Below are 26,580 nucleotides of genomic sequence, written 5' to 3' on the forward strand. Positions count from 1 at the left end.
ATGGCGACCGAATCCGCACAGGAGTTCTACGGGCGCTGGGCCCGCCTTTACGATTTGATCGCGCGCCGGACGCCCGGTATCGCACACCTCCGAAAGCGAGCAGCCGCCGCGTGCCGACTCGAGCCCGGTGATACCGTCGTCGAGATGGGTTGTGGGACCGGTGCGAACCTGCCCTATCTCCTCGAACAGGTCGGTCCGACCGGGTCAGTGATCGGAATCGACTTTACCCGCCCCGTTCTCGAGCGAGCGCGCGCAGCCACTGCAGAGTACGACAACGTCTTTATCCTGCAGGGTGATGCGACGCAGCCGCCGATTAGCGAACCAGTCAGGGCTGGTTTGACGGACAGTAACGGCATCGATGCTGTCCTCGCCACGTTCGTCGTCGGAATGCTCGAGGACCCGGCTGGTGCAGTCGCCGACTGGTGTGATCTCGTCAGTTCGGACGGAACGATCGTTCTCGCCAACGCCGCGCGAAGCGAGGAGTGGTACGCCCCACCGGTCAACGCCATCTTTCGGTCGATCGTCGTCCTTTCGACGCCGCCGACGACACGTCTCCGCTACGAAAACGATCCCCACATTCGCCTCGACGAAAAAATCGACGCTGCACACGCTCGCCTCCGGGAGCGCGCCGTCGCTATCGCCGACGAAACGCACGTCTTCGGCGTCATCCGCCTGACCGGCGGTCAACTCGAGTGATCGAGAGCGACCACCGCGTGGTTCGAACGGCAGCCTCCGTCACCGAACCGATTACCCCGGTGTCTCGATCGCTTCGTACTCCCGAATACGCTGGGCGACCCCGTCGGGGATCGGGCTCGGTCGTCCCGATTCCGGGTCGACGTGAACGATCGTCGTTTCGGCCGTCGCGGCGATGTCGCCGTCGACGCGGATTTCGTAATCCATAGTGCAACTCGATTCGCCAAGACCAGTAACAGCGAGAGCGATCGTGGGATCGTCATCGATGGTAATCGGACGCTCGTATGAAATCTCGAGGTTGACGATGACGAACGAGATAGTACCGGAGTCGATCCCGCCGATTTCTCGCAGATAAGTAGTTCGGCCCGTCTCGAGGTAACTCGCGTACACAGCATGGTTGACGTGGTTCATCGGATCAAGATCGCGATAGCGGGCGGAAACGTCGACGGTAAACTCAGAACCCATGGTACGTTGTGTACGTCGCCTCGAGCAAAAGTATGCACCGGTTCACGCCGAGACTGGTTCTCGACGCACTCTTATCGGCCGTAACGACGCGCGTGCTCGTCGCAGAAATCAGGATCGCGAAGTTGCGCATCGATGAGAGCCTCGTGGTAGTGTGCATTGAACAGCCGACAGCCCTCTCGAGAGCAAAACGGCTCCCCAGTCTCGAGATAGTGAACGGCCTGTAGCACGTACCCGCATAATGCGTCGGTCGTTCGGGGGTCATCTTCGACGAGGAACTCGCCGTCGACCTGATTCTCGAGGACCTCCCGCGGCGGTGCGTCACCCGACAGCAGGGCGTGGCGCTGCTTTTCGTTGTAATATTCCTCGGGCTTTGCCGGGGCCTCGTATAGTCCCGGGACCGAGACGAGTGCCGGCCGTCCGAGGACGTTTACGCGTTTGTGCCAGCGCCCGTCGTGGTCGCCCCACGTCCCGAGAGCCCGATCGAGGATCGCGACGTGCAGCGATTCGCGCCCGCGTTCGTCCTCGGGCAGTGCGGCGTTGAGTGCTCGCTGAATCTGTACGCCGTCGTAGAGGACACCGCCTTCGCGTTCGGGATTCTCGAGGGCCCGCTCCTCGTAGCGAATCGTCCCGAGCATCGTGTTTCCCGTGTCGCGGTCGTACGGTGACGAAACTCGTGCCTCGGCGAACTGCTCTGCGAGGTCCGCTGTCCGATGGACCTCGAGAAACCGATCCCGAACGACCACGCCGGCGTCGATTCGTTCCTCGAGCCACTCGGCGACGGCACCGACGTCGCAGACCGTAGTGGGTGCTCGATACAGATAGACATTATCGATCATCGGTAGCTGACGGTGACGGGCTGAACGTTCGATTGCTCATACGAATCGCTGGGGACGTCGGCCGATCGGTGCCAAACGCGGTCATATATGTTGGTTGTACTACCGAGTGGTTTGAAACGGTTGCGGTTGAACGAGGGACGCTGCGAGTCTCATCGAAGTGTCGGCTCGACCGTAACGGATTCCGAGAACGGTTGGCGAACCGAACGCATTCGTCGGGATTCCAGGGTGCGAGAAACAGGTGACTATCGGTCGGCGGGGCAACCGGCGACGAAATCAGTCGACCGGTTTCAGTCGTCAGCCGGCGCGGCTCGAGAAGTCAATTCGACGGGTTCGGCGTCGACCTCGAGTTCGTCGAGTGCGACCTGAGCGGCGCGTTTGCCGGAGACGAGCATCGCACCGAACGTCGGGCCCATTCGGGGGAGGCCGTAGGTCGTCGCGGTCGCCATTCCGGTCGCGATCAAGCCGTCATGGACGAGGCCGGTGTGTTCGACGACGGCATCCTCGCTCTTGCCGACCCACATGGAGTCGTGGCCGGGTGAGTCGTGACCTGGCGCGCCGTAGCTATCGTCGCCGGTCTGATCCATACCCGTGGCGTTGGCCTCGGCGTCTGCGATCCCCGGTGCGTCGAGGACGCCGCGTTCGTCGAGTTTCTTGACTGCCATCGCGTCGTGGCCGGTCGCGTCGATGACCAGGTCGGCTTCGACGGCGATCGGGTCGACGCAGGTAATCTCTCGAGGCAGCGCGTGGACCGGGGTCCAGTTCATCACGATGCCAGAGACCTTGTGGTCTTCTCGGATGACGATGTCCGTAAATTCGGTCATGTTTTGCATTTTCGCGCCCGCATCGCAGGCAGCCTTGATGAGGCCCGAACAGGCCTCAGGCCCATTCGCGATGTAGAGCCCCTCGCTATCCTGGGACTGTTTGTAGGAGACGTCGAGGTCCTCGAGGACCTGCTGTGCGGGATCGCGTACCGTGACCTTGTTCATCAGGAAGCCGCCGAGCCAGAAACCGCCGCCGAGATAATTATTCTTCTCGACGACCATCGTCTTCACGCCGCGCTCGGAGAGTTCCTTGGCCGCGGTCAGCCCTGAGGGGCCGCCGCCGACGATGATGACGTCCGAGTCCGAAAAGTCCATAAACTCCTCGGTCCACTCCTGTCCGATCGCGCGGGTAACGTCTGCTTCACCAACCTGACTAAACTGTTCGAAGTCGCTCATACAACTAGGTAGTAACACCGGGTAGTGTTAAGTCAGTTGTGGTCCGTTTTCGACGGTACTCGTCGTTCGTATCGGGTCTGTCCACGCAACCATCACCTGGAAACGGTGTCGGGAGCCACGACTATCCGTCAGAGAAACGAGGTGGCAGCCCACTCGGTTTTCGACTGTCGGTGGCGAAGTTCACAGCCGAGGTCCCGAATAGGATGGCGAACGGACGAGCAGGTGATCAATCGTCGACGAATTCCGACTCGTGTTCTCCACTGGTGGCCTGGTTGTCCCCCGGGAATTCGTCATCGCGTCCGATGTCGGTCTGGTCGTCAACGACACCCTCAGTCCAGGTGCCGAGTCGAAACCAGACGACTGCCACGACGAACGACGCGACCATTCCGAAGGCGAGCGCCCACCAGATCCCTTCGACACCCCAGCCGAGCCCGGTGACCCGCATTCCGACCACAGGAATCGTTACGGTCCAGGTAAATGCGAGTGTGAGCACGAGCGGAAACCGGAAGATCCACCGCGAAAGGATCGACAGAACCATCGCCTCGCGCGTATTGCCGGCACCGCGGAACGCACCCTGGATCACCATGACGCCGGCGAACGGTGCCCAGAAGAGAGTGGTGATCCGCAAGAAGATGATGCCTTCTGCGATCACGGTGGGATCGGCGACGAAGATTCGAATCGCGGTTGCCGGAAACGCAAACAGGACGATCGCAACGGCGAAGATACTCGCCATCGTCGCCACGGTGGCGGTCCGCGCGACAGCGGCAGCACGATCGGGCGTCTTCGCACCGAGGTTCTGGCCCACACCGGTTGCGGTCGCCTGGCCGACGGCACCGGCGATGGCCCAGGTCACCGACATCAGTCGAACCCCGATCCCGAATGCTGCTGTGGGTGCGGCGCCGAAACGTGCGACGAAGCCGGCCATGGCCACCGCCGCAAAACTGCGAGCCCAGCCGTCGAGGGTTCCGGGCGTACCGATCTCGAGTAACCGTTTCTGGATATCGGCGTCGGGCACCAGGTCGCTCGCTCGGAGTCGCACGCCGAACCGTCCGTCCAGGAGGATACCGATGCCTACGGCGGTAGCAAGCCCGCGTGAAAGGAACGTGGCGATGGCTGCTCCCCGCGTTCCCATCGGGGGGACTGGCCCCCAACCGAGGACGAAGAACGGATCGAGGACGACGTTGAGTCCCGCTGAGACGACGATGAGCCACATTGCCGTCTTCGTATCGCCCGCGCCCTGTAACGAGGCCCGGAAGGCGAAAAACAGGAAGGTAAAGGGCAACGCCAGAAAGATCACCTCGATGTACGCGAGCGCCTCGACGAACACTTGATTCCGGGCCCCGATGAGCGCGAGCAGCGGTTGCCGGAACACAAAACCGAGGGCCGCAAGGATGCTCGAGACGGCGAGCGTGAGCAGGATCGTCTGGGCGACGACGCGGTCGGCCATTCGGTCGTCGCCCGCGCCGACGTACTGGGAGACGAGAGCGATGGTGGCGGCGGTGATTCCCATCGCGGTCGAGACGAACATCCACGAGAGCGGAAACATGAGCGAGACGGCGGCGACGGCGTCGCTGCTCACGCGGCCCACCCAGAACATGTCCGCCAAATTGTAAACTGTCTGAAGGAGGTTTCCGAGGACCAGCGGCCACGCGAGCTGGAGAAGCTTGGGGGAGATCGCCCCTGTCGTCATGTCGACGCGCTTGCGCCCCGGATCCGATGCTGCCACGAGATGCTCGAATGGGAGTCTCTCTCAGGGACAATAAAAGGGATCGCTCTCGGGAGCAGTTACTGGTTTTCGACACCGCCCCTGGGGTTCAAATAGTCCGAAACGGCCCCGATTAGCTCGGCCGTTCCGTCGATTCCTCGTTCGAGTGAGTGGTCTCGGTCCGGTCGCTCCGGTAGGTATCGAGATCCAACAGTCGGTTGATGATACACCGCTGGAGGACGCCGGTGGCGAAGAACACTGCGCCGACGACGACCATCACCGCTGCGACGACCGGACCGACGGCGACGGCGCCGACGAGCGCAGCTGCACCGATTACTACCAGCAATGTTCCACCGACGAGGCGCCAGACCCGATCGAAACCGCCTACATTTTTCTCCATAGTATCTCTCTTCGCGTGTCTACACGCAATGGGATAGAGGATTCGAGCGGAGTTAAGCAAGACGCCACGACGTATCGCGCGGATCATCGTCAGTGAGTTGTGATCGCGTCACCCTCATTCCGCCTATCTCCTGACGTAGTTGTGATCGCGTCACCCTCATTCCGCCTATCTCCTGACGTTCGTCTCACACACGCCCGCGCGACGCACAACGCACGCACACCCGCGCTGTCGGTTGGTTTTGGCGAAAGCGTTATCAAACGTTCAATCGTAACGAGCGACAATGCAGTACATTCGTCCGTCACCGAGACCGCTCGCTCGAGGGGGTGATCCACGGTGGAGCTGATAATCACGGAGAAGGACAACGCAGCCCGCCGGATCGCCGACATCCTGAGCGGCGGGACCTTCGACTCGAGTCGGGAGAACGGCGTCAACGTGTACGAGTGGGGGGGCAAACGCTGCGTAGGACTGTCGGGCCACGTCGTCGGCGTCGACTTCCCGTCGGAATACTCGGACTGGCGGGACGTCGAGCCGGTCGAATTGATCGACGCGAGCGTCGAGAAAACCCCGACTAAGGAGAACATCGTCGCGACGCTCCGACTCCTCGCTCGTCGTGCGGAACGCGTGACGATCGCGACCGACTACGACCGCGAGGGCGAGTTGATCGGTAAAGAGGCCTACGACATCGTTCGCAACGTCGACGAAGACGTTCCGATCCGTCGCGTCAGGTTTTCATCGATCACGGAAAACGAGGTCCACAACGCGTTCGACGAGCCCGACGAACTGGATTTCGATCTGGCTGCGGCGGGAGAGGCACGACAGATCATCGATCTCGTCTGGGGAGCGGCGCTCACCCGATTTCTCTCGCTGTCCGCGGGTCAGCTCGGAAACGACTTCATCTCCGTCGGTCGCGTCCAGTCGCCGACGCTGAAGCTGATCGTCGACCGCGAGCGCGAGATCGAGGCCTTCGATCCGGAAGACTACTGGGAGCTGTTTGCCGACCTGACGAAGGACGACACCTCGTTCGAGGCTCAGTACTTCTACCGCGACGACGACGACAACGAGGCCGAGCGCATCTGGGAGGAAGCGGTCGCCGAGGACGTATACGACACGCTCGCCGAACGCGACGCCGCGACGGTCGTCGACGTTAACCGCCGGACGCGAACGGACACGCCCCCGACGCCGTTCAACACGACCCAGTTCATCCGTGCGGCCAGCGCCATCGGCTACTCGGCCAAGCGAGGGATGTCGATCGCCGAGGACCTCTACACCGCCGGGTACGTCACGTATCCGCGGACCGACAACACCGTCTATCCCGACGACCTTGATCCCGAGGAGCTACTCGACGACTTCGTCGGCCACACCACGCTCGGCGAATCCGCCGAGTCGCTGCTCGAGGCCGACGAAATCGTGCCGACGGAAGGAGACGAGGAGACGACCGACCACCCGCCGATCCACCCGACGGGAGAGATCCCGAGCCGCGGCGACGTAAGCGACGACGAGTGGGAGATCTTCGAACTCGTCGTGCGCCGGTTCTTTGCGACTGTCGCCGACGCTGCGGTCTGGGAACACCTCAAGGTTGTCGCGGAAGTAGACGATTACCGGCTCAAGGCCAACGGCAAGCGCCTCGTCGAGGCCGGCTACCACGACGTCTATCCGTACTTCAACACCAGCGAGAACTACGTTCCCGACGTCGACGAAGGGGAAGAACTGGTCCTCTCAGACGTCGAACTCGAGGCGAAACAGACCCAGCCGCCGCGCAGGTACGGCCAGTCACGGCTCATCGAGACCATGGAGGATCTGGGGATCGGCACGAAATCGACCCGTCACGACATCATAGAGAAGCTGTACGACCGGGGCTACGTCGAGAGCGATCCGCCGCGTCCGACGCGGCTCGCGATGGCCGTCGTCGAAGCCGCAGAGGACTATGCGGACCGCGTCGTCAGCGAGGAGATGACGGCGCAGCTCGAAGCCGACATGGACGCGATCGCGAACGGCGAGGCGACGCTCGACGACGTCACAGACGAATCCCGCGAGATGTTGGACGAGATTTTCGCCAACCTCGGGGACTCCCGCGACGAGATCGGCGACCAGCTCCGCAAGTCCCTGAAAGACGACAAGCGGCTGGGGCCGTGTCCGGAGTGTGGCGAGGACCTGCTCGTCCGTCGGAGCCGCCACGGCTCTCACTTCATCGGCTGCGACGGCTACCCCGACTGCGAGTACACGCTACCGCTTCCCTCGACGGGCAAGCCGTTGATCATGGAGTCCGAGTGCGAGGAACACGGGCTGAACGAGATCAAGATGCTCGCGGGCCGCCAGACGTTCGTCCACGGCTGCCCGCTATGTAAGGCCGAAGACGCCGGAGAGGGTCCCGTCATCGGCGACTGTCCGGAATGCGGAGACGAACACGGTGGCGAACTGGCGATCAAAACCCTCCAGAGCGGTTCTCGGCTGGTCGGCTGTACCCGCTACCCCGACTGCGAGTACTCGCTTCCACTCCCTCGACGTGGGGAAATCGAGGTCACAGACGAGTACTGCGACGAACACGAACTGCCGGAACTGGTCGTCCACAGCGGCGACGAACCGTGGGAACTCGGCTGCCCCATCTGTAACTATCAGGAGTTTCAGGCCCGCGAGAGCGAGTCGGGCTCGGATCTCGAGGCGCTCGAGGGGATCGGGGCTAAGACCGTCGAGAAGCTCGCCGACGCGGGGATCGAGGATCTCGACGATCTGACCGACGCGGATCCCGACGCCGTCGCGGCGGACGTCGACGGCGTCAGCGCCGACCGCGTCCGAAACTGGCAGGCCAAAGCCTAGAATCACACTCGTTTTTCTACCTCCTGAACGCCCTCCGAGAGCGTTCGCCGCTTGAAATACATCGTTTCGACCGTGAACACCGCTGCAGAGATGACGACCACAAGCCAGAAGACGGCCGGAAGCTGTGAGTAGAGATACCACGTCAACATGACGAAAAAGGCGGCCGAGCCGACTACGCCGAGGAGTGGTGGGATGGGGTTGACATCGACCCCCTCCGCGTCGCGCACCGTCAGCGCAAGCGCGCTCATCGCGCCGAAAACGACGATGAAGGCGAGGGAGGCGAACTCGACAACGGCCTCGAGGCTCCCGAGGGCGGTAAAGGCGGCGGTCAAGACACCGATGACGATCACGGTTCGTCTGGGGGCGGCGTCGGCGCCCTCCTGGCCCATCTCGTCGGGGAGAATGTCGTCGCTGATGAGGTTCTTCGCGAAGATGGCCTCGCTGAACAGGGTCGAGTTGATCGCACTGGCCGTCGAGATGAGGCCGGCGATCCCGACCGCGAGCGCGAGCCACTTCGAGACGGCTAACGAGGCGTAGAGCAGCGACGGTTCGGGCTGGGCGGCGACTACCTCTTCGGGCAACAGCGTCGTGATCACGAATCCGACGAGGATGTAGATGGCCGCCGCGACCGGAATCGAGATGAACACGCCCTTCGCGAGCGTTTCCTCCGGATCGTCGAACTGCTCCTGATCGTAAAACAGCAGCTGCCAGCCCTCGAACGAGACGAATCCGACCGAAGCGGCGATGATCGGGTTGAATCCGAGTTCGGAGAAGCCGAGCTGTAGCTGGTAGTTCGCCGCGCCGAACCACAGCCCGATCAGGCCGAAGAGGGCGATGATCCCCGCCTGGACGAACACGAGGTACCGTTCGACCGCCGCCGACGACCCCGCACCGAGGAGGTTCAATCCGACGAAGGCGGCGACGACGCTGACCGAGATGAACTGCCGAACGGGCAACCCCCAGACATACTCGAGGCCGATCAGCATCTGCGCGTACATGCCGAACGCGTAGGCGTACATCGCCATTGTCCCGATGTAACCGACGACGAGCGTCCAGCCGACCACGCCCGCTGTCGTCGATCTGCCGGTCAACTCCTCGATGTACGAGACCGACCCGCCGCTGCTGTCGGTCGCGTCGTTCAGCTTGATGTACGAGTAGGCACAGCACAGGACGACGAGGGTCGCGATACTGTAGGCGAACCACGTCAAGATACCCGCCGCAGCCACGACGATGCCGATGGCTGCATAGATGCCGCCGCCGACGATGCCACCCACGCCCAGCGCGACGGCGGTGCCGACGCCGAATCCGCTTTCGTCGTCATCGCTCACGGCTCGACCCTCACGACTTCGTCTCCCGCTGCGAGTTGCGGATTGACCCGCGCGATCGGGTGAACGCGGACGTTCTTCACGCTCTCGTCCACGGCGAAACTATTCTCGAACGAACAGATCGGCAGACAGACTCGGTCCTCGAGCAGTCGCGTGATCGCTTCCTCGTACAGTTGACGTCGCCGCTCTCGGTTGTCCATCTCGCGGGCCGACGTGAGCCGCTCCATGACCGCATCCTCCCGGTAGAACGTCCCGTTCGTCACGCCGGCCATGTTTTCGTGGAACGTCGGATAGAGGTGCGAATCCGGATCTGGCGATCCCGTGATCTCGCCGATGAACACCGAGTAGTCGCGTTCGGAGCCGGTGACGAACTTCTCGAGGAACTTCGTTTCGGGTTTCGAGATGACCAGTGCGCCGTGACTGGCGTCCCTTATGCCGCCGGCGAGGGCCTCTCCGAACTCCTTGTGCTTCGGATCCATCGAGGTGAGGATGCGAAGCTGACCGCTCGCCTCGTCGGCCCGGCGGAACAGCTGTCGGGCCTTCTCGGGGTTCTGTTCGTTCGAGAGCGCTGCCCACTCGTCGGTCGGCATGCTCCAGTCGCGGGCGACCTGTGGCGGGAGCGGGCTGTACTGGCGCTCCCCCATCGGCTCGACGAAGTCCGCGACCGCCGTCTCGAGGTCGAGGCAGTAACTGATCGCCTCCCGCACCAGCGGATCGGTGGTCGGCCCCTGGTTCAGATTGAAGCCGAAGTAAAACGAGGTATAGCCCTGCCGTCGCTTCACCGATGCGTTCGACACGTCGGTGACGTGATCGACGATCAGCGGTGAAACCGGCTCGATCGCATCGTTGCGGTTCGTTCGGAGACTCGTCAGCTGGGTCATCGGAAACTCGATATATGCCAGCGTGAGTCGGTCGATTGCGGGTGTCGGCTCGCCCCAGTACTCGTCCCAGCGGCGCAGCGTCGCCTTCGTTTCCTCGCTGAACGAGACTACTTCGAAGGGGCCGGCTCCGATCGGCTCCGTGGCGAACGCCTCCCTGTCGTCTTCTCGCTCCTGTCGGGGCACGATCGGGTGCGTCAGCGCGTGATCGAGGGCCGGGTACGGCGCCGCGAGCGAAAATCGGACGGTCCGTTCGTCGACCGCTTCGATGGATTCGAACGGGCTCACTCGCCATGCCGTGGGCGCGTCCTCCTCGAGCGGGGCGGTGAACGAGTAGACCACGTCGTCGGCGGTCACCGGGCGGTCGTTCTGAAATCGCGCATCGGTGTCGAGTTCGACAATCACTGTCCGGCCGTCGGCCTCGAATGTCGGCTCGCCGCTGGCGATTTTCGGAACGATATCAGTCCCCTCGCCATAGCCGTAGAGTCCGTCGAAGAGTCGTTCTATGGCCTGTTCGGAGCCGATGGAGTGTGCGGAGATCGGATCGAGCGTAATCGGCGGGCGAAGCGTGCCGAGACGGAGCGACGATTTCGATCCCGTCTCGAACGCCGTTGAACAGCCCGCGATCGCTCCAAAACTTGCGGTAGCGGTGGTGAGGAGTAGATCGCGCCGTGTCAGTTCGTCCAATCGATCGTTCGGCCATTCGTCCATACGTTTTGGTTCGTCGTAAGCAACTGTCGGCATCTCACAGTCGACGTCCGGTTCGCGTTTTGAATCCGATCGTGGATACGTCCGTCGCGAACGATGTTGTTCGTCTGGCCTGCGTCTGATGGGTAGAGAGGGGCCCGCTGTAGACCGGGAACCGCTCCGCTCGGACGTCTCCCCACCGCCGCGGTTCGACGATCGATCTCGGCAATTCGCGAGTGCCGGCGCGACTGCCGAGAAGAGACGGAACCAGGCCTGTCCGGCGCGATCTGACCTTGCCGGGCGTAGCATTAACTGAGTGTCTCTGTACGTGTACCTATCAACGCGATCGCGTGTACTGCGTTCACGCATCGTGCGACCACCATGTCAGGATCGAATGAGATCACGAACGGACCGGAAGACAGACGCGAACGCGGACTCGAGGTCACCGTCGGTATCGACCGACTCGAGTCGTTTTTGACGGCCGACGATCCGGCGGTCAGGAAGTACGCGGCCGAGACGCTTGCGACTGAAGCCGCGAACAGACCGGCTGACGTTCGGTCGGCGGTGGATGCGCTGACCGATCGCCTCGAGGACGACCCGCCAATCAGATCGCACGCTGTGGCGGCGCTGTCCGCGGTCGCAGCGGTCTATCCGGAGACAACCCGGGAGGGCGTGCCGACGTTGACCGACCGACTCCACGGACCGACGGCGGTTCGGACGGATGCAGCGGACACGCTCGCATCGATCGCTGCCGAGGAACCGACTGCAGTCGCCGAGTCCGCACCGGAACTCGCGGCCTACGTCACCGACGAGGAGGCTCGCGTCCGCGTCCGAACGACGGATGCGCTCGCGGCCATCGCGGCGGCCGATCCCGAGAGAATCGCCTCGGTGGCCGATGACGTTGCGGCGGCGCTCGACGACGACGTCGCGTCGGTCCGCGAGAACGCCGCGGTGACCCTCGCAACCGTGGCGGCGCACGATCCCGATGCTATCCGGGAGGCGACCGATCGCCTCGTCGGCAGCCTCGAAGACGAGCCCGCCATCAGAGACCACGCTGCGCGAGCGCTTCGGCTACTCGCGGTCGAACGGCCGGCAGCGATCGCAACCTCGGTCGAACCCATCGCCGCAGGGCTTGCAGACGAGCGAGAGCAGGTCCGCGTCGATGTCGCAACGGCGCTCGCGGACGTCGCAACCGAGTATCCCGACGCCGTCAGCGCAGTCGTCGGCCGCCTCGCCGCGGCCCTCGAGGACGAAACCGACGTTCGCCGGGAAACCGTCAGGGCACTTCGCGCGGTGGCCGATGATGCGCCCGGTTCGGTTGTTCCAGCCGTTGACGAACTTATCAAACGTCTCGAGGATGCAAGCGATCCAGTTCGAACCGATGCGGCCGCGACGCTGGCAACGCTGGCAGCGGATCGGCCCGACGCGATCGAACCAGCAGTCGAACCGCTCGCCCGTCGGCTGACTCGAGACCAGTCGACGATCCGGAGTCACGGCGTTGCGGCTATCGCGGCCGTCGCTGACGCGACTCCCGAAGCCGTCGAACCCGTCGTGGCCGATCTCGCCAGCGTCCTCGAAGACGATGACGACGACGTACGGCTTCGGTCAGCCCGTGCGATCGCGGCCGTTGCGGAGATCGAACCCGAAACGGTCAGCTCCGTCGTCTCGGAACTCGCCGACCGCCTCGACGACCCGCACGAACCGATCCGCTATCGAGCGGCGGACGCACTGAGCGCGATCGCACTCGCCGAACCGGTCGACGGGGTCGACGTTCAGGCGCTCGTCGATCGCCTCGATGCGGACGACGAGTGGATCGCCGGACACGCCGCCCGCCGTCTGGCCGGCATCGCCGAGTCGAGAACGGCGGATGCCCATCCATCAGTTCGGTCGCTGTGTCGTCGGCTCGAGGCCGATAGCGCGGCGGTTCGGAGGGGTGCGGCCCGCGATCTCGTACCGATCGCGGCCGAAACGCCGCGGACGGCCCGCGAAGCCGTCGCCCCGCTCGGCGATCGTCTCACGGACGACGACGCGAGCGTCAGAAACAACGCCGCGCTGGCGCTCGCTCGAATCGCCGATACGTATCCCGACGACGTCGAACCGGCGTTGGCGGGGCTGTTCGGCGCAATTACCGATCCGGATCGGAGCGTGCGTTCTACCGCGCGCGAAGCGCTCGCCACCGTCGCACCCGACTCGCGGGAGGGCCACCGACCGCTGGTCGCGCTGGCCGTCCGAAAAACCGCTGCGGACGAGGCTGCCGTACGCGCTGGCGCCTGCGAGGCGCTCGGTGTCTTCGGACTCGAGACCGACGCCGAGACCGAGGCCGTCGTCGACGCGCTGGGCGAACTGCTCGTCGAACCGACGCCGTCTGTCCGTACCGCGGCCCTCGAAACGCTGGAGGCGCTGCTCGCGTCCGATGCCGGAACCGAGCCGACGCCGATTGAGGCGCTCGAGCGACTCCTGTCGGCCGACGACGAGCGCTCGGCGGCGGTTGCGATGGCTCTCGCCGACGTCGCACGAACGGATCCGGAACTGATCGCAAGCGCGGAGACGGTGCTGGCAGAGCGACTGCGAGCGGCGGACGGACGTCAACGACGGGCACTCGAGCGCGCACTGGCGTCGGCCGCCTCGGAGACGACGCTGCAGTCCGTCACTGAACGCCTGTGTGAGGACCTCGAGTCCGTTCCGTCGGACCCAGACGGTCGGCGGGCGGTCGCGGTCGAAATCGCTCGGCTGGCGCCTGCATTCCCCGACGACGCGGCCGCTGCCCGAGACCGATTGGTCGACTTGCTCGCTGACGACGACGAGTCGGTCAGGGGGTATGCAGCGATAGCGATCGGAACGCTCGCGATTTCGGGGCGGAGTAGCGGCTCCGCGCTGCGGGATGCGCTCGACGGAGTCGACGAACGACTGTCCGACGCCGCGTCGATCGTCGGCGGCGGTGTGAGCTCGAGCCACGTCGACGAGATCAACACCCGTCTCTCCGCGTTCGGTCGACGGATCGAAGGCGATCCACTGACCGCCGGACTCGCCGTCCTCGCGCTCTCCGTGCTCGCCGACGAATCCGAGCGACTCCGTCCGACCGGCGTCTCGAACATCGCGTCCGCGCTCTCCGCCGACAGCCCGATCGTACGGGTTACCGCTGGTCGAACGCTCGTGACGATGGCGACGAATAATCCCCACGGACTCGCAGCGGCGACCGACGAGTTGCGTTCGGCGTTATCGGATCCGGTGGCTGACGTCCGGGCCACCGCAGGAGAAGCGCTGGCCGAAATCGCCGAAGTTACCGGAGAACTCGAGGTGAATACCGGCTCGATCGCGGCCGATCTTCGCCCGCGATTGGTCGATCCCGATGCGCGCGTTCGTGCAGTCGCGGCTCGCACGCTTTCGGCCGTCGATGCCGCCGACTCGCTGTCCGCGGTTCGTCCATTGGCCGACGACCCCGTTCCCGCAGTGTCGGGCGCCGCGACGACCGCAACTGAGCGACTCGAACTCATCCGCGAGCGCGAGGAAGACGAGAAAGTCGGCTGGCCGATGGTCGGCGGGGGGCCTGCGAGAACCGGTTCAGCCGGCACCGGCGAGACGCTCGGCGCGAACCCAGCGACGCAGTGGCGCGTCGAGATGGACAGGACGATCGCTGCCCAACCGGCGCTGATCGGCGACACCGTTTTGATAACGACTGACGACGGCTGCGTCAGCGCGCTCGCCCTCGAGGACGGCCGCGAGCGCTGGCGGTTCGAATCCGATGCGCCGACCGGCACGACGCCAGCCGTCGTCGACGATACCGTCTACGTCTGTGGAGACGCTGCGGTGTACGGGCTCGAGGCTGAATCCGGCGAGCAATTCTGGCAGTACGACATGGACACCGCCGCTCGGTCGTCGCCCGTCGTCGCAGGCGAACGGGTCCACATCGGTGGGCGAATCCTCCACACGATCGGCGCTGAAACCGGCCGACCGATCTGGACGGGAACGCTTGCGGGATCGCTCGTCGGTACTGCCGTCGACGATGGCGTCGTCTACGCGGCCTGTGAGGACCGTGTAACCGCACTTACCGCTGCCGATGGTCGCCGCTGCTGGGAGCAAGCGTTCGACACCGAAGGGGGTGCGCCCACATCGCCGTCGGTGGCCGATGGGTGCGTGTACGTCGGCCGTGGCGGCTCGCTGCACGCGTTGTCGACCGTCGATGGCTCGCATCGGTTCCGATTCGAAACCGGCGGCGAAATCGCGACGGCACCGGCCGTCGCGGACGGGCAGGTTTACGTCGGTAGCTCTGACGGGAGTCTATACGCGATCGATATGAGCGTGGGGTCCGAGCGCTGGCGCGTCGATGTCGGTAACGCGGTTACCCAGCCAGTCGTCGTCGACGGGACCGTCGCTCTGGGAACCGCTGACGGATACGTCCACGCGCTATCGACCGCCGACGGAACCCGGCAGTGGAACCTCGAGCCGACCGACAGCAGGGAGCCGCAGTCGATCGCTGGTGGGAACGGCCGGCTCTGTCTCGTCGATTCGAACGGAGTCGCCGCCCTCGGAGACGGGCACTCGTCCTGGACGGAGTCAATATCCGGCTTCTTCACCCGGTTTGGCCCGGAACCACCGTAGCAACGTCGACACACGCTGTTCGGCCGAATCTTCGCGCTCGCAACGCCGGAAGTAGGCGTGTGGCCAGTGGGGAGAATCCGCTACTGGTACCGTCACTCTCAGGTGAGGACCAGATGGAGATCGAACGAGGACCAGATGGAGATCGAACGAGGACCAGATGGAGATCGGCCGAAGACTAACTGGGGGTCGATCGAGGGCCGAATCGAGGAGAGGCGGTGACATCGGGCCACGGTGCGACGATCACTCACGCGGTCGTCGTCGGCTTCTCGGTTTCGGTAGTGGAGTTAAACGCGGTTTCGTTCGTCTCCGACGAGGAATCGGATGCGCCTTCGTTTCTCGACTCGACGACCGATTCGACTGCCTCGACGATATCCGCTGAATACCCGACGCCGAGCTCTTCCCACCGTTTTTCGCCTTCTCCATCGATGACGAGCGTAACCGGATAGCCCACGACACGGTAGTTCGCCGCGAGATCCGAATCGGGATCGTAACCAACGTTCCAGTTGCCGCCGTGATCGGTCCACCAGGATCGGAGTTCGTCAGCCGGCATCGTATCGGGAGATTGGTAGGTGACCGACAGGAACGTCAGTTCGTCTTCGTGGGCTTCGACGAGTTGAGATCGCGCTTCGGCGAAGCGCGGCATGTGCGTCTGGCACTGGCCACAGCCGGTGACGAAGAACATGACGACCGTAACGTCACCGTTCGGGACGGTAATCGTCCCGGCTTCGCTCCCTCGAGCATCGATCGTCTCGATTTCGACCGGCCACTCCGAGCCGTCGCTGCTCGTGGACGTGGACCGTTCGTTTCTAAACGAGGGTATGCCGCCGAGAACGATACCGGATGCGCCGGCGAGGACGCCGAGGCTGCCCACGCCGGCTAGCAGTTCACGCCGCCTCATCGGCATCCCACCTTCCAGGCGAGTCTGGTCCGACCGAACTCACGCGTTCGATGTCCCGTCTGACGGCCCATCATACACGAGACTAGTGGTGTGCTAGATAAAAAGGATTCACTGGTACGGGAGTCGAATCCACACACCGGATACAGTATCCGTGGCACAGAATGTGAGAGCGTGCTGGCGACCATATGGCGAGAGTAGCGTGAGCGAGTAGTCCGTTATCCTGTCCGTCTCTATGGGTTCATATATCCCCTCATTAGATATAAGTAACGGCGTATCGAAGGGGAAAACAATATCTGTCGGAGGTGATCGCTGATGGCCGACCCCGACCCGAAACTGGTCGTTTGGTCTTCCGAGCGCGATCCATCACCACGACGACACAATCGAACGATGAATTCGAACGACGATACGATCTCCCCCGTTCCCGGTATCCATACCGATGGCAGGAGGCTACACCGATGGTAGAGTCACCCGATGCCACGGAGGAACCGTCGCTTCCCACCTGTCCCCGCTGTGACGCTCCAGTATCCCAAGTGACGATGCGTGGACCCACGGAGCAAATTGCTACCCCCTGTGGCTGTTCGATCGCACCGGGAACGCTCGAGCACGAGTAACAGTTCATCAACCGTCCTGCATGCGATCGAGGGTCGACTCCACGGCCTCGATTTCGGCTTCGATCAACCCGTAGCGGTCGTAGACGAGTTCGTCGATTCGGCGGTCCGTTTTTTCGATTTCGGCCTCGAGTTCTTCGGCCCGCTCTTTCGCTTCGAAGTAGCGGTCCAGACCATTACGAACGTCGTCGACAGCGGGCAACGTGAGTTTCCGAAGGCGATCGATGAGCGAATTCGTTTTGGTAGCCGTCTTTCGAACGTTCGCGAAGCCACCCGCTTCGTCGACCGCGACGGGGACGAATGCTTCGATCAGGTCCGCCTCGCGCGGCCCGAGACGGGTGATGCGGACCGCGGGTAGCAAATCGGTCTCGGTGTAGCCCCACTGGTCGGTCTCGGTCGCAGGTTCGTCCGCAACCGCATCTCCGGTTCCAACTGGAGGCTTGTATCGAGCGGTCGCTTCTAGTAGGACCGTCCCAGCAGAGCGACGACTCACGGACGCGCGACCGAGGCGGAGTTGCGGCAGTTCACGTGTGGTCTTCTGGAGGGGCGAGTCTGGTGACGCCACCGGTTGTCTCGACCCAACGCTTGAGAGGGGCTTGCCCGGCCGATACTCGCCCAGTTGCGATCGCAGGTCGAGCGGGAGCGACTCCAGCCTTCGGGTCGCCTCGATCCGCCGGTTGACGAGGTCCTCGAATTCGGGATCCGTCGGAACGGCAACCGGATAGGATTCGAACGTGGACTGATTGATCTGGGGAAAAACCGATCGATAGGCGGCATATTTCATTTCGTGGTAGTACTCGAACAGGGACGAATTGAGGACACCGAGAACGCGAACGATATCAGTCTCGGATTCGCTCGCCGTAACGTTGTACACCGACTTGATAGTTGCACGAGACTCGGTGTCGAGGGCGCCCGTCGGCGTCGCCGCAGTCTGGCGAAAAACGAGCTTTGGACTCGTATACTGATCGCGGTCCTTTTCTATCTCGTCGGGCGGAATGTACCGCGTTTCCGCGTCGTCGAACCCGTATGGCTTGATCGCTGAGCCCGGAATAATCGCCTTCGACTCGGCCTGCGATTTCGTTTCGGACAGAACTGCTGCACGCTTCCCGATCTCTTCGCCCCTCGAGATGGAAACCCGATCCCCGAGCCGTCGGTGGGCGTCCATCGTCTCCAGAATCGATCGAGTGGTTCGATCCAGGTGAAGCAAGAACCGGTGCTCGTCTTGTTCCCGAAAGACCGACTGCGGAATCTCGTCGTATTCGGCCGACGACACTGCCGTTGCTCCGTCGGCGAATGCACAGTTGATCGAATCGTCGCTCGATCCGGTTACGAGAACCGCGGCTCCGTTCTCGACGGTGTCGAACGCCGTTCCGAGGTGGAGAATGTACGCGATGGCCGTGTTGTCTAGCAGATATCGACGAATGTGAACGTTTTGCTCCCGTGTGAGTATTGCGTCGGGAACGACGATACCGGTTCGGCCGTCCGCAGCGAGGCGGACGAACTGTTCGTAGAACGCGACGTACAGATCGAACTGCTGGCGCGTGGTCGCGTACTCGTCTTCGAGATACGCTCGAAGCGATCGGTCCATCGTCGCGCTGATAGCGCCTCGGCCCGCAGTCGCGACCCACGGCGGGTTCCCGATTACTGCATCGAATCCCGCTCTCTCTTGTGCCCGACCGTTCTCGGTCAGGAATACGTCGGGAAACTCGAGTTCCCAGTGGAAAAACGTCTTCTCGTCGCTCACGGTTTGCGCCCGCCGGAACCACTCCGCGGTCCGGAGCTCCGCCCACGTCCCGTCGTCGATCGCTTGCTCGAGTCGTGTGTGGACACCGTCGGGTATTTCGTGGTCGAACTGTGCCGCGGTGTGAACGTCCGCCAGTTCGAACAGACGCCGGAAAGGGGACTCCGAACGGCATATCTCGTCGCACGCAGCCGTCGACGCGATGGATGCGAGCGTCTCGGCCGAGAGCACCTCCGTCACGTCCGACCCGACCAGCGAGTTACCCGTCCTGAGATTGTGATCCCGAAATGGGGTCGGCTGGTCGGCCGCGGTCGCCTCGAGCCACACCGATAGTTTCGCCAGTTCGACGGCCATCTCGTTTCGGTCCACCCCGTAGATGCATTCGGAGACGATTGCTCTCCGAATCCGCCGTTCGTCGACGGCAGTCGTTCCCTCGAGTGTGCGGTGCTCGGACACGACCCGGGATGCGAGGTACGCCGTCGCACGCGTGAGGAAGTGGCCGGTCCCCATCGCCGGATCGAGAATCGTCAGGTCGGTCACCCGGTGATAGAACGCGTCGAGGTACTCCTCGGTTGTCGGTCGAAGTCCCTGTGACGTAAGCTCGTCTTCGATCTCGTTGACCAGCGGTCCGACGGTCTTTTCGACGACGTAGTTTACCACCTCGTCCGGCGTGTAGTAGGTCCCCGATGTCTTTCGCTCGCCGTCATCGGTGACGACGTACAGCTCACCTTTGTCGACGGTCTCGATCGCATCCGACTCCGGTACATCGATTGCCGGCTTCCAGACCGGCCCGTCGTCCCCTGGAACTGCTGCGTATTTGGTTGGCGCGATCCGAAACTGCCGTTCGAGCAACGCTTCGTAACCGTTTCCGAGGTGGCGTGTGTCGAGGTCGGCGTAATCGATCGGAACGTGACGCCCTTTTCCAGTCTCAGTCGTCGAGAGTCGATAGATCGCTTCCGCGAGGTACCGATCGCAGATCGCGCTGGTGGGTAAACATTCGTGCTCCGATCGGTCGAATAACCCACTGTCGGTCGACGGCACGGACAGCGCTTCCCCACCCTCGTAGATCGCCTGGAAGAGTCCGTCGAGTCGCTGCCACAACGTCGTCGACCGCTCGTCGTAGTGCTCGGCAAACCCGTCACCACCCGCGCCGATCTCGTCGTAAATTTCGAATCGAAGTACATCGAGACTGACGGGCGGTTCGTTTGTCTCGTCTCCGTCGGAATATGCGGCACCGACGAGTCCTCGGGACTCGGCATACATGACGACCAACAATCGGTAGAGCAAGACGAGCGACTGCGATTTGAGCTCTTCGAGCCGCTCGTCGTCGTCGGGATCGATTCCGGGGTCGCACCTCTCGTTGATGCCGCGACCGAGAAGCTCCAGTGCCGTGAAACAGCTCTCTTCGAGGTCCGTTCCGAGTTCCCTGGCGACCGCCCAGCTCTCCGCACGAATCGACTCGAGAACCGTCGTTCCCGACGACTCTCGGAACGCAGCTGCCCGGAAGAAGACGTAGAAGTACTTGAACGCCTCGCCGTCGTCGCGCTCGAGCAGGTCCGGTAGATCGACCTCGTAGCGGGCCTGGGTCTCGTACTTGTTTATACCGCCGGTCTGCATTATGACTTCGGTCGACCCGTAGAGTCGCCAGGTTCGCCCGTTCGTAAGAATACCCCATCGGACCGACTCCGGCGTGCGTTCGAGGGTGGACGCAATTCCGTTGGCGGCGACTCGATCGACCGGCCGGCCGTCGTTCTGTGCCGTGTCGATCGCGTCTCGCTGGCACGTTTGCACGATGGCGATAGCATTCTCGAGCGGTGGCGGTCCCTCGGAGTCGATTCGCTTTCCCGTGTCCGATGATGAGTCGCTATCCCATAGGCCGGTATCGGTATCGTCGTCTAGAAGGAAATCGACGGCGTCGTCCCCATTTGAAACCGTTGTCTCGACTGTCGTCTCGAACCCGAGCACGTCTAGAATCTCAGGGACCACGTTTTCGACCGCACACTCATCGTCGGGGGCCGATTTTGATTCGCTGTCGAACAGCACTTGCAGCCGTTCCATAGCCTCGGTCGCTGCCTCATCGCAGTCCCACGCCGATCGGCCCTGGATCCGTTCGTCGAGATAGTAGCGGGCAAAGAGCGACGAGTGTGTGTACGGCCGGTCAGGCTGCGCTCCCTCCCTCATGGTACCCGTTGTCTCGAATCGTCGCCGTAAGAAACCACTGGTCGACTGGATCACGTCCAGTGATTCCGTCCCAGTCAGCACCCTTTTCATGATCGGTCTCTCAGTCGATAGCGAGAGAACGTGTCGTCACCCATCGGTACCGCACTGGCTGGCGTTATCTTCGGTCTCGCCCTCGCAGCACCGCCGGGACCGATGAACGCGATTATCGCCGAAGAAAGTGTCGTTCGTGGCTGGCGTGCGGGGTTTCGCTCCGGGTTGGGTGCCATGCTCGCGGACGCGATATTTTTCGTGCTGACGCTGGTCGGCATCGTCGCAGTCATCGATCGCGCACCGATCGTTCGGCCTGCACTCTACCTCACTGGCGGCTGTTTGATGCTGTTCTTCGCGGTCGGCGCGATCGATGAAGCCAGGTCTGCAACGTCGTTTACCGACGGCGGACGAGTCGCGACCTCGGGGTTCCGAAAAACCTTCGCACTCTCGTTGACCAATCCGTATCAGATCGGGTTCTGGCTCACCGTCGGCGTCGGCCTGCTCGAGCCGGGGACCCTCGACGTTCTCGCAGCCGTTCCAGTCGCGGGACAGGCGCTCGCGGGGACGCTCGTCGTTCAAACTGGCTCGCCGGCGCTGTTGATCGGGTTCTTCGGCGGTATCGCCTGCTGGATCGTCGTTTTTCCGGCTGCATTGGCTGCCGCGGGACGTCGCGTCGACACGTTCGCACCGGCAGTAGCCGCGCTGAGCGCCGTCGTTCTCGTCGGTTTCGGGCTCCTCTTTCTGATGCTTGGAATGCTCCGGCTCAGTTAACCAGGGCAGACCGTCCCAATATCCGTTTCAGAGCCGCTGTTACGTCATTCGCTACGTCTCGATCGGTCGCCCGGTGGACGAACGCGGCGCCCGAGTCGAACGGCGGTTATGGATCTGCTCCTCTATCGATTAACACCGGAGCAACTCGAAGCGGCTGTCCTCGGCGTGTGCCTGGCGATTAGTACCGGCATCGGCACTAGATTCGTTACCGCCCGATTCCCCTCCGGTAGATCGAGATGACTGCTCGTCGTCGGGCCCGAAGTCCATCGCAGCCTCGAGCATCGGTAGCTGAAAGTCGAACCCGTGGATCAACTCGAACGAGTCGGCCGGGCTCAGCAAGTCCAGGATTCTGTCACCGACGTACTGCAATCCGACGACGATCTCGACGATCGATGTTCCGTCCATCGAACCGATGAGCTCGGCACCGATCGCCCCGTCTGAGTCGGTCAGCATCGCCGCGTGTAACCGAATCCAGATGTGCGTGCCGCTCTCCGAGCCGACGATATACGTGGCCCCGGCACCGTCGAAGCACGCTGTTGCCGGTTGTTCGGGCGAGTCGGCTGCGTTCCGTTCCTGTGTCGTCGCTCGAACGGTCGTTGCCGAAATCGGTATGGTAAAGAGAAGTACGATACAACAGAGCACGACGACGGTACCACCCGGTAAACGGGGCCCTCCCATTACTATCGTCTCGATGCTACACCGGTATGAACGCACTGGCCGATCCACCCACGGAAGGGTGGTTCGCCGAGGAATTGGCTGAAACGTTCGACTCGTGGTACGCTCACCGCGAGAACGGCAACGAGGACGCGAACCCTCCCGGCTACCGCAAGCGCGGCGACGACAGCCAGCGCGTTGAGCGTGGGTTGTACGTGTGTGACGAGTGTGGACTGGTCGCCAACGCCGACGTGAACGGTGCCCAGAACATCCGACAAAAGGTACTCCCGAGTCTCGCCTGTGACGGGGGAGATAGGGATAACGGCTGGATGGCACAGCCAGCGGTGCATCTGTTCGAGAAATCCACGGGACACGTAGTCCCACAAGAACAGGGAACCCGCAAACCATAATATCCCACCGCTTGGGAAACCGCGGCGTTCACGCCGCGGAGGATGTCATTCGCCAAGTGCGGCAATCTCGTCTTCGAGCCATTCGCTGAACCACTTGACTCGCTTCAGCCGCTGGTGGGCGATGCTCTCGGCGGTATCGCTCTGTACGCGTGAAGCGGCATCGTAGCCCCGTTCGAGGACTCGACTGACCATATCGTCGGCGTCCATGTGGGTGCGGGCTTCGTACCCCATCCGAAGCAACATCAGGGCGGTTCCGTTGGCTCCGATTTTGTCGAGCAAGTCCGCTTCGATGAGACACTGTGTCTCGAGAGCGAGGTCGGTCAGGTCGCTCTGGTAGGAATGGTGTTCGACGGCGCGACTCACCTGCTTGATGAACGATTCGGGGTACTCTCCGTGGGATTCGAGGTATTCGCGAGCCACGCGAGCGCCGGCCTCGGCGTGAAGTTCCTGATCGGTCTCGAGTTTGGCAACGTCGTGAAAGAGTGCGGCGACGCGTGTCACGTCGGTATCTGCACCTTCTTTCTCGGCGATCTCCGTCGCGAGACTGACCACGTTGAGAATGTGGTTGTGCCGGTACTCGGCGGAGTGCCAGGGGTACCAGCGCATGCGCCCTCCCTCGTCTTCTTTCTCGACGCTGGCCGCGAGGTACTCGAAGACGAAGCCTTTCATCGCCTCGAATTCGGCATCGGTCAAACCGGTTTCTTTTATTTCAACGCCCACGATAGATCCCTCCGCAGCAGACGAACGATAGTCATTACTGGAATGTTCGGTCGTTTCATTCTTTAGCCTTTGGTTCGATACGACTTTGCTGAGAGGGATCCCACAGAGACAGCCATATTCTGCTGTGTGCCAGCCCGGACGTACACTTTCGGCGTTACCGAAGTCCACGGACGAGCGAACCGAGCAGTGCCCCACCCGGTGGAATCACGACACTGACGACGACCACCTGACCCATCTCGAGATACGTACCGAGGACGCCGGCCGACGCGAGCCACACCGCAAAGGTGACGACGGATAGCAAGCCGAACGCGAGACCGGCGAGGAGGCCGCGTCGAATCGACGGTTGGACGAGGGACACGATGGCTCCACCGGCGACGAATCCCACCCAGTGGACCCACGCGAACGCGAGACCAGCGACGATCCCACCGGCTATCGACAGCCGACGGCGGCGGTCGTCAGCCCGAGTCTCGTCGAGCCACGTGCCGATCGAACTCATCCGTCACCCTCCGAGAACTCGACAGTAGTGGTATCCGGTGACGTAAGCGGGATCGGCTTGTACTCACCGTCGGCCCATTGCTGCAGTTGGTCCGCATAGTGTGCAGAAAACGGCGACCCGTCGTTCCCCCCCGGGAACGCTCCCTGCGACGGACCGCTCGAGTCGTCCATCGGGCAAATCTGTCGCCAGCTACTTCCGACGTCGTTCTCGGCGCGGAAATTGTTGAGCGATGCCGCCGACCCGTCCGTCGGATATCGGGGGTAGTTCAGCCACTCCCGATCGAAGGGGTGGTCGATGGCCGTCGTGTTGTAGTCACCGAACGTTTCCCACCCGTTCTCCTCGAGTTCCGTCGCGGTTCGGTCGAGCGCGTCGGCGATTGCAACGTCCCGGCCGTCCGGGAACCACGCCGAGTCAGGTGAAAGCGTGATGAGGACCCAGTCGTTTCCGTAGTACTCTTCGGGGTCACGGCGACTATCCAGGGCATCCGCCAGTCGCGGCCGGAAGACCACGTCGCGATAGTGAGAGAGAAATCGGGCGAAAACGAGGGCGGCCCGCGAATCTCGATCCATTCGGTACTCCCATCCTTCGAGGTCCGCGAGCAGCTCTTCGGACGGCCCGTCGACGGCATCGCCAGCCTCGTCGATCATCGTCGGAACGAACATCGCCGCCCGTTCGTCGTGGGTGTCGCGCTGGAGATCGCGCATAAACGCGGGAGTGATCGGGCGATCGCTCTCGACGCGACCGTCCAGTCTCTTCCAGAGCTGAATTCCACGGAACGGTGCGGAATAGCTCTCCGCGAAGTAATGCGGGTAGTCGGCGTCGTCGACGATGCGTTGATTCGCCGTCCCGATGTACCCGGGATCGATGACGTGGGGCATCTCCTCGTAGGGGATGAACTCGTCCCAATCGGACTCGCCGTACGGAACGAACCCCGGCCACTCACCGTCCTGTCCGGAGCCGTCGAACACCCTATTTCCGGGGACGGGCTCGTCGTCCGTGTATCGGATCGGGACCTTCCCGGTGACACGATACAGCGTGTTCCCGTCGCGGTCGGCATAGACGAAATTCTGAGTTGGCAGGTCGAACCGTCGGAGTGCATCCTGCACGTCGGCGATTCCGTCGCTACGTCCCAGTTCGAGGATCGCGTCGCTCGTTCGGGTGGCCGTCAAACCGACCCATGAGATGGCGACCTGGTTCCGGAGTTCGTCGCCGTCGCTTTCGGTTTCGAGTACGGGCCCGTGAACGGTCTTTCTGACGGTCACTTCGCGGTCGCGCCCGTCGGCGACTTCGATAGTCCGACGCTCGTCGTCGAACTCCCGGAACTCCTCCCCGTACCGGTACTGGCCGTTTCGGGTCTCGTACTCGTAAAAGTCGATCGTATCGGCACCGGCGTTCGTTAGGCCCCACGCGCCGGACTCGTTTTCGCCGATGACGACGAATGGGATCCCAGGGAACGTGACCCCTCTCGTGTGTGTTTCGGGCCCCTCGAGGTGCATCTCGTACCAGACCGGCGGTGCCATAAGTGCCAGGTGCGGGTCGTTTGCAAGGATTGGCGATCCAGAATCCGTGTGATCGCCCGAAACGACCCACGAATTCGATCCGACGCCGGGCGAGGACTCGAACGCCGAAATCCAGGCCGTCAGCTCTGGATCGATCCGTCGCTGACCGACTGTCGAAGTCGTCTGATCGTTTTCTGTAGCGTCATCGCCGTGGCCGAGAATAGTCGCATCGTGGTCGAGTCGATCGGGAAACAGCGTTTCGGCGGCTTCCTGCCCCATCTCGGCTGCGACCGTTTCTTTGCGAAGCGTTCGGAAACTGCCGGTCAGTCCCCACGAGATCTGAATCGAGGCGAGCAACATATCGACCGGGTTCCAGGGATCGGGCTCGTAGTCCAGGAGGTCGAACTCTTGGGGAAGGGGCCGATCGAGGTGCCGGTTGACGCCCGCGGCGAACGCTTCTGCGAGCCGTCCGGATTCAGTGTCACGGACGAGATCCCAGCTAGCGGCCGCCGCCCCGACGAAATCCATCTTCACGTGGAATCGATCGGAGGGGAGCGCCCGATCACCGACGACGGCCGAGAGTTGGCCGCGCATTTGTCGGCGCTGGAGGTCCATCTGGAACAGGCGGTCGGCGCCCTGTGCGTAACCGGCGGCGAAATAGAGTGCCTCCTCCGAGTCGGCATCGACGTGTGGGACGCCGGTATCGTCGTAGCTGAGGCTCGCCGATCCGTATGGGGTAGACACTTGCTCCGGCAGGTCCCGAGCGACGGTATCCCAGACCGAACCGCTAAACGGCGCAAACCGATCGAGATATCCCCTTATGGGCGTGGCGGTCGCACCCACCACACCGCCCCCGAGAAGGGCAGCGAGAACGCCGCGTCTCGTCCGTTCTCGAGGGGTAAACTGTTCCCTGATTGTTTGTTTAGCATCCCGATCCATGACACGTGGTTACG

At 62.9% G+C, this 26,580-nt stretch carries 18 protein-coding genes and 1 pseudogene; 6 read left to right on the top strand and 13 right to left on the bottom strand.

Annotated elements, in window-relative coordinates; translation table 11 throughout:
- A complete protein-coding gene (locus tag HYG82_RS39985; protein WP_179263603.1) occupies nt 1-696 on the top strand; it encodes a class I SAM-dependent methyltransferase in 696 nt (231 codons plus the stop codon).
- 51 nt (nt 697-747) lie between these two features.
- Here HYG82_RS39985 and HYG82_RS39990 read toward each other — a convergent pair whose 3' ends face one another.
- The 5 genes from HYG82_RS39990 to HYG82_RS40010 form a co-directional block, all read right to left on the bottom strand.
- On the bottom strand, nt 748-1,158 hold the full coding sequence (locus HYG82_RS39990; protein ID WP_179263605.1) for an acyl-CoA thioesterase: 411 nt from the start codon (nt 1,156-1,158) through the stop codon (nt 748-750).
- Nucleotides 1,159-1,229: 71 nt separating this feature from the next.
- Nucleotides 1,230-1,994 carry a DUF7001 family protein gene (locus tag HYG82_RS39995; RefSeq protein WP_179263606.1) on the bottom strand — a complete coding sequence of 255 codons (765 nt, stop codon included), beginning with the start codon at nt 1,992-1,994 and terminating at the stop codon, nt 1,230-1,232.
- Nucleotides 1,995-2,281: 287 nt separating this feature from the next.
- Nucleotides 2,282-3,211 (bottom strand): sulfide-dependent adenosine diphosphate thiazole synthase, encoded by a 930-nt coding sequence (locus tag HYG82_RS40000; RefSeq protein WP_179263608.1) that lies wholly within the window; start codon nt 3,209-3,211, stop codon nt 2,282-2,284.
- A 226-nt stretch (nt 3,212-3,437) separates the two neighbouring features.
- Nucleotides 3,438-4,901 (bottom strand): MATE family efflux transporter, encoded by a 1,464-nt coding sequence (locus HYG82_RS40005; RefSeq protein WP_179264648.1) that lies wholly within the window; start codon nt 4,899-4,901, stop codon nt 3,438-3,440.
- 148 nt (nt 4,902-5,049) lie between these two features.
- On the bottom strand, nt 5,050-5,316 hold the full coding sequence (locus HYG82_RS40010; RefSeq protein ID WP_179263610.1) for a YgaP-like transmembrane domain: 267 nt from the start codon (nt 5,314-5,316) through the stop codon (nt 5,050-5,052).
- Between the two features lie 333 nt (nt 5,317-5,649).
- Here HYG82_RS40010 and HYG82_RS40015 point away from each other — a divergent pair, with 333 nt between their 5' ends.
- Nucleotides 5,650-8,130: a DNA topoisomerase I gene (locus HYG82_RS40015; RefSeq protein ID WP_179263612.1), complete on the top strand. Its 2,481-nt coding sequence runs from the start codon at nt 5,650-5,652 to the stop codon at nt 8,128-8,130.
- 2 nt (nt 8,131-8,132) lie between these two features.
- Here HYG82_RS40015 and HYG82_RS40020 read toward each other — a convergent pair whose 3' ends face one another.
- Both HYG82_RS40020 and HYG82_RS40025 read right to left on the bottom strand, forming a co-directional pair.
- Complete coding sequence (locus tag HYG82_RS40020; protein ID WP_179263614.1) at nt 8,133-9,458, bottom strand: APC family permease; 1,326 nt, start codon at nt 9,456-9,458, stop codon at nt 8,133-8,135.
- Complete coding sequence (locus HYG82_RS40025; protein WP_179263616.1) at nt 9,455-11,044, bottom strand: ABC transporter substrate-binding protein; 1,590 nt, start codon at nt 11,042-11,044, stop codon at nt 9,455-9,457. Before HYG82_RS40025 ends, HYG82_RS40020 begins: the two co-directional genes overlap by 4 nt.
- Nucleotides 11,045-11,401: 357 nt before the next feature.
- On the opposite strand from HYG82_RS40025, the gene HYG82_RS40030 reads away from it, so the two are divergent.
- The gene (locus tag HYG82_RS40030) at nt 11,402-15,619 is read left to right on the top strand and encodes an outer membrane protein assembly factor BamB family protein (protein WP_179263619.1); all 4,218 of its coding nucleotides are present in this window, start codon (nt 11,402-11,404) and stop codon (nt 15,617-15,619) included.
- A gap of 244 nt (nt 15,620-15,863) precedes the next feature.
- Here HYG82_RS40030 and HYG82_RS40035 read toward each other — a convergent pair whose 3' ends face one another.
- On the bottom strand, nt 15,864-16,517 hold the full coding sequence (locus tag HYG82_RS40035; RefSeq protein ID WP_179263621.1) for a TlpA disulfide reductase family protein: 654 nt from the start codon (nt 16,515-16,517) through the stop codon (nt 15,864-15,866).
- A gap of 455 nt (nt 16,518-16,972) precedes the next feature.
- On the opposite strand from HYG82_RS40035, the gene HYG82_RS40040 reads away from it, so the two are divergent.
- Nucleotides 16,973-17,128 (top strand): hypothetical protein, encoded by a 156-nt coding sequence (locus tag HYG82_RS40040; protein WP_179263623.1) that lies wholly within the window; start codon nt 16,973-16,975, stop codon nt 17,126-17,128.
- A 7-nt stretch (nt 17,129-17,135) separates the two neighbouring features.
- Here the strand turns inward: HYG82_RS40040 and HYG82_RS40045 are convergent, their stop codons facing one another.
- Nucleotides 17,136-21,047: an Eco57I restriction-modification methylase domain-containing protein gene (locus tag HYG82_RS40045; protein ID WP_179263625.1), complete on the bottom strand. Its 3,912-nt coding sequence runs from the start codon at nt 21,045-21,047 to the stop codon at nt 17,136-17,138.
- 120 nt (nt 21,048-21,167) lie between these two features.
- On the opposite strand from HYG82_RS40045, the gene HYG82_RS40050 reads away from it, so the two are divergent.
- A complete protein-coding gene (locus HYG82_RS40050) occupies nt 21,168-21,848 on the top strand; it encodes a LysE family translocator (protein ID WP_179263627.1) in 681 nt (226 codons plus the stop codon).
- A 129-nt stretch (nt 21,849-21,977) separates the two neighbouring features.
- On the opposite strand, the gene HYG82_RS40055 is transcribed toward HYG82_RS40050, so the two are convergent.
- The gene (locus tag HYG82_RS40055) at nt 21,978-22,526 is read right to left on the bottom strand and encodes a DUF7332 family protein (RefSeq protein ID WP_179263629.1); all 549 of its coding nucleotides are present in this window, start codon (nt 22,524-22,526) and stop codon (nt 21,978-21,980) included.
- A 146-nt stretch (nt 22,527-22,672) separates the two neighbouring features.
- On the opposite strand from HYG82_RS40055, the pseudogene HYG82_RS40060 reads away from it, so the two are divergent.
- Nucleotides 22,673-22,912, top strand: a pseudogene (locus tag HYG82_RS40060) (zinc ribbon domain-containing protein); the annotation flags it as partial.
- Between the two features lie 45 nt (nt 22,913-22,957).
- Here HYG82_RS40060 and HYG82_RS40065 read toward each other — a convergent pair.
- The 3 genes from HYG82_RS40065 to HYG82_RS40075 all read right to left on the bottom strand — a co-directional run bounded on the left by HYG82_RS40065 (nt 22,958) and on the right by HYG82_RS40075 (nt 26,566).
- Nucleotides 22,958-23,632 (bottom strand): HD domain-containing protein, encoded by a 675-nt coding sequence (locus HYG82_RS40065; protein ID WP_179263631.1) that lies wholly within the window; start codon nt 23,630-23,632, stop codon nt 22,958-22,960.
- A gap of 154 nt (nt 23,633-23,786) precedes the next feature.
- Nucleotides 23,787-24,128 (bottom strand): hypothetical protein, encoded by a 342-nt coding sequence (locus HYG82_RS40070; RefSeq protein WP_179263633.1) that lies wholly within the window; start codon nt 24,126-24,128, stop codon nt 23,787-23,789.
- Nucleotides 24,125-26,566 carry a penicillin acylase family protein gene (locus HYG82_RS40075; RefSeq protein ID WP_179263635.1) on the bottom strand — a complete coding sequence of 814 codons (2,442 nt, stop codon included), beginning with the start codon at nt 26,564-26,566 and terminating at the stop codon, nt 24,125-24,127. The genes HYG82_RS40070 and HYG82_RS40075 overlap by 4 nt, the downstream gene beginning before the upstream one ends.
- Between the last annotated feature and the right edge of the window lie 14 nt (nt 26,567-26,580).

It is taken from the genome of Natrinema halophilum, from assembly GCF_013402815.2.
Taxonomy (GTDB): Archaea; Halobacteriota; Halobacteria; order Halobacteriales; family Natrialbaceae; genus Natrinema; species Natrinema halophilum.

Coding starts and splice junctions, on each gene's coding strand:
- HYG82_RS40075 (WP_179263635.1), bottom strand. CDS start 26,566: ATGGATCGGGATGCTAAACAAACAATCAGGGAACAGTTTACCCCTCGA.
- HYG82_RS40035 (WP_179263621.1), bottom strand. CDS start 16,517: ATGAGGCGGCGTGAACTGCTAGCCGGCGTGGGCAGCCTCGGCGTCCTC.
- HYG82_RS40000 (WP_179263608.1), bottom strand. CDS start 3,211: ATGAGCGACTTCGAACAGTTTAGTCAGGTTGGTGAAGCAGACGTTACC.
- HYG82_RS39995 (WP_179263606.1), bottom strand. CDS start 1,994: ATGATCGATAATGTCTATCTGTATCGAGCACCCACTACGGTCTGCGAC.
- HYG82_RS40005 (WP_179264648.1), bottom strand. CDS start 4,901: ATGACGACAGGGGCGATCTCCCCCAAGCTTCTCCAGCTCGCGTGGCCG.
- HYG82_RS40030 (WP_179263619.1), top strand. CDS start 11,402: ATGTCAGGATCGAATGAGATCACGAACGGACCGGAAGACAGACGCGAA.
- HYG82_RS40010 (WP_179263610.1), bottom strand. CDS start 5,316: ATGGAGAAAAATGTAGGCGGTTTCGATCGGGTCTGGCGCCTCGTCGGT.
- HYG82_RS40040 (WP_179263623.1), top strand. CDS start 16,973: ATGGTAGAGTCACCCGATGCCACGGAGGAACCGTCGCTTCCCACCTGT.
- HYG82_RS40055 (WP_179263629.1), bottom strand. CDS start 22,526: ATGGGAGGGCCCCGTTTACCGGGTGGTACCGTCGTCGTGCTCTGTTGT.
- HYG82_RS40045 (WP_179263625.1), bottom strand. CDS start 21,047: ATGAGGGAGGGAGCGCAGCCTGACCGGCCGTACACACACTCGTCGCTC.
- HYG82_RS39985 (WP_179263603.1), top strand. CDS start 1: ATGGCGACCGAATCCGCACAGGAGTTCTACGGGCGCTGGGCCCGCCTT.
- HYG82_RS39990 (WP_179263605.1), bottom strand. CDS start 1,158: ATGGGTTCTGAGTTTACCGTCGACGTTTCCGCCCGCTATCGCGATCTT.
- HYG82_RS40070 (WP_179263633.1), bottom strand. CDS start 24,128: ATGAGTTCGATCGGCACGTGGCTCGACGAGACTCGGGCTGACGACCGC.
- HYG82_RS40025 (WP_179263616.1), bottom strand. CDS start 11,044: ATGGACGAATGGCCGAACGATCGATTGGACGAACTGACACGGCGCGAT.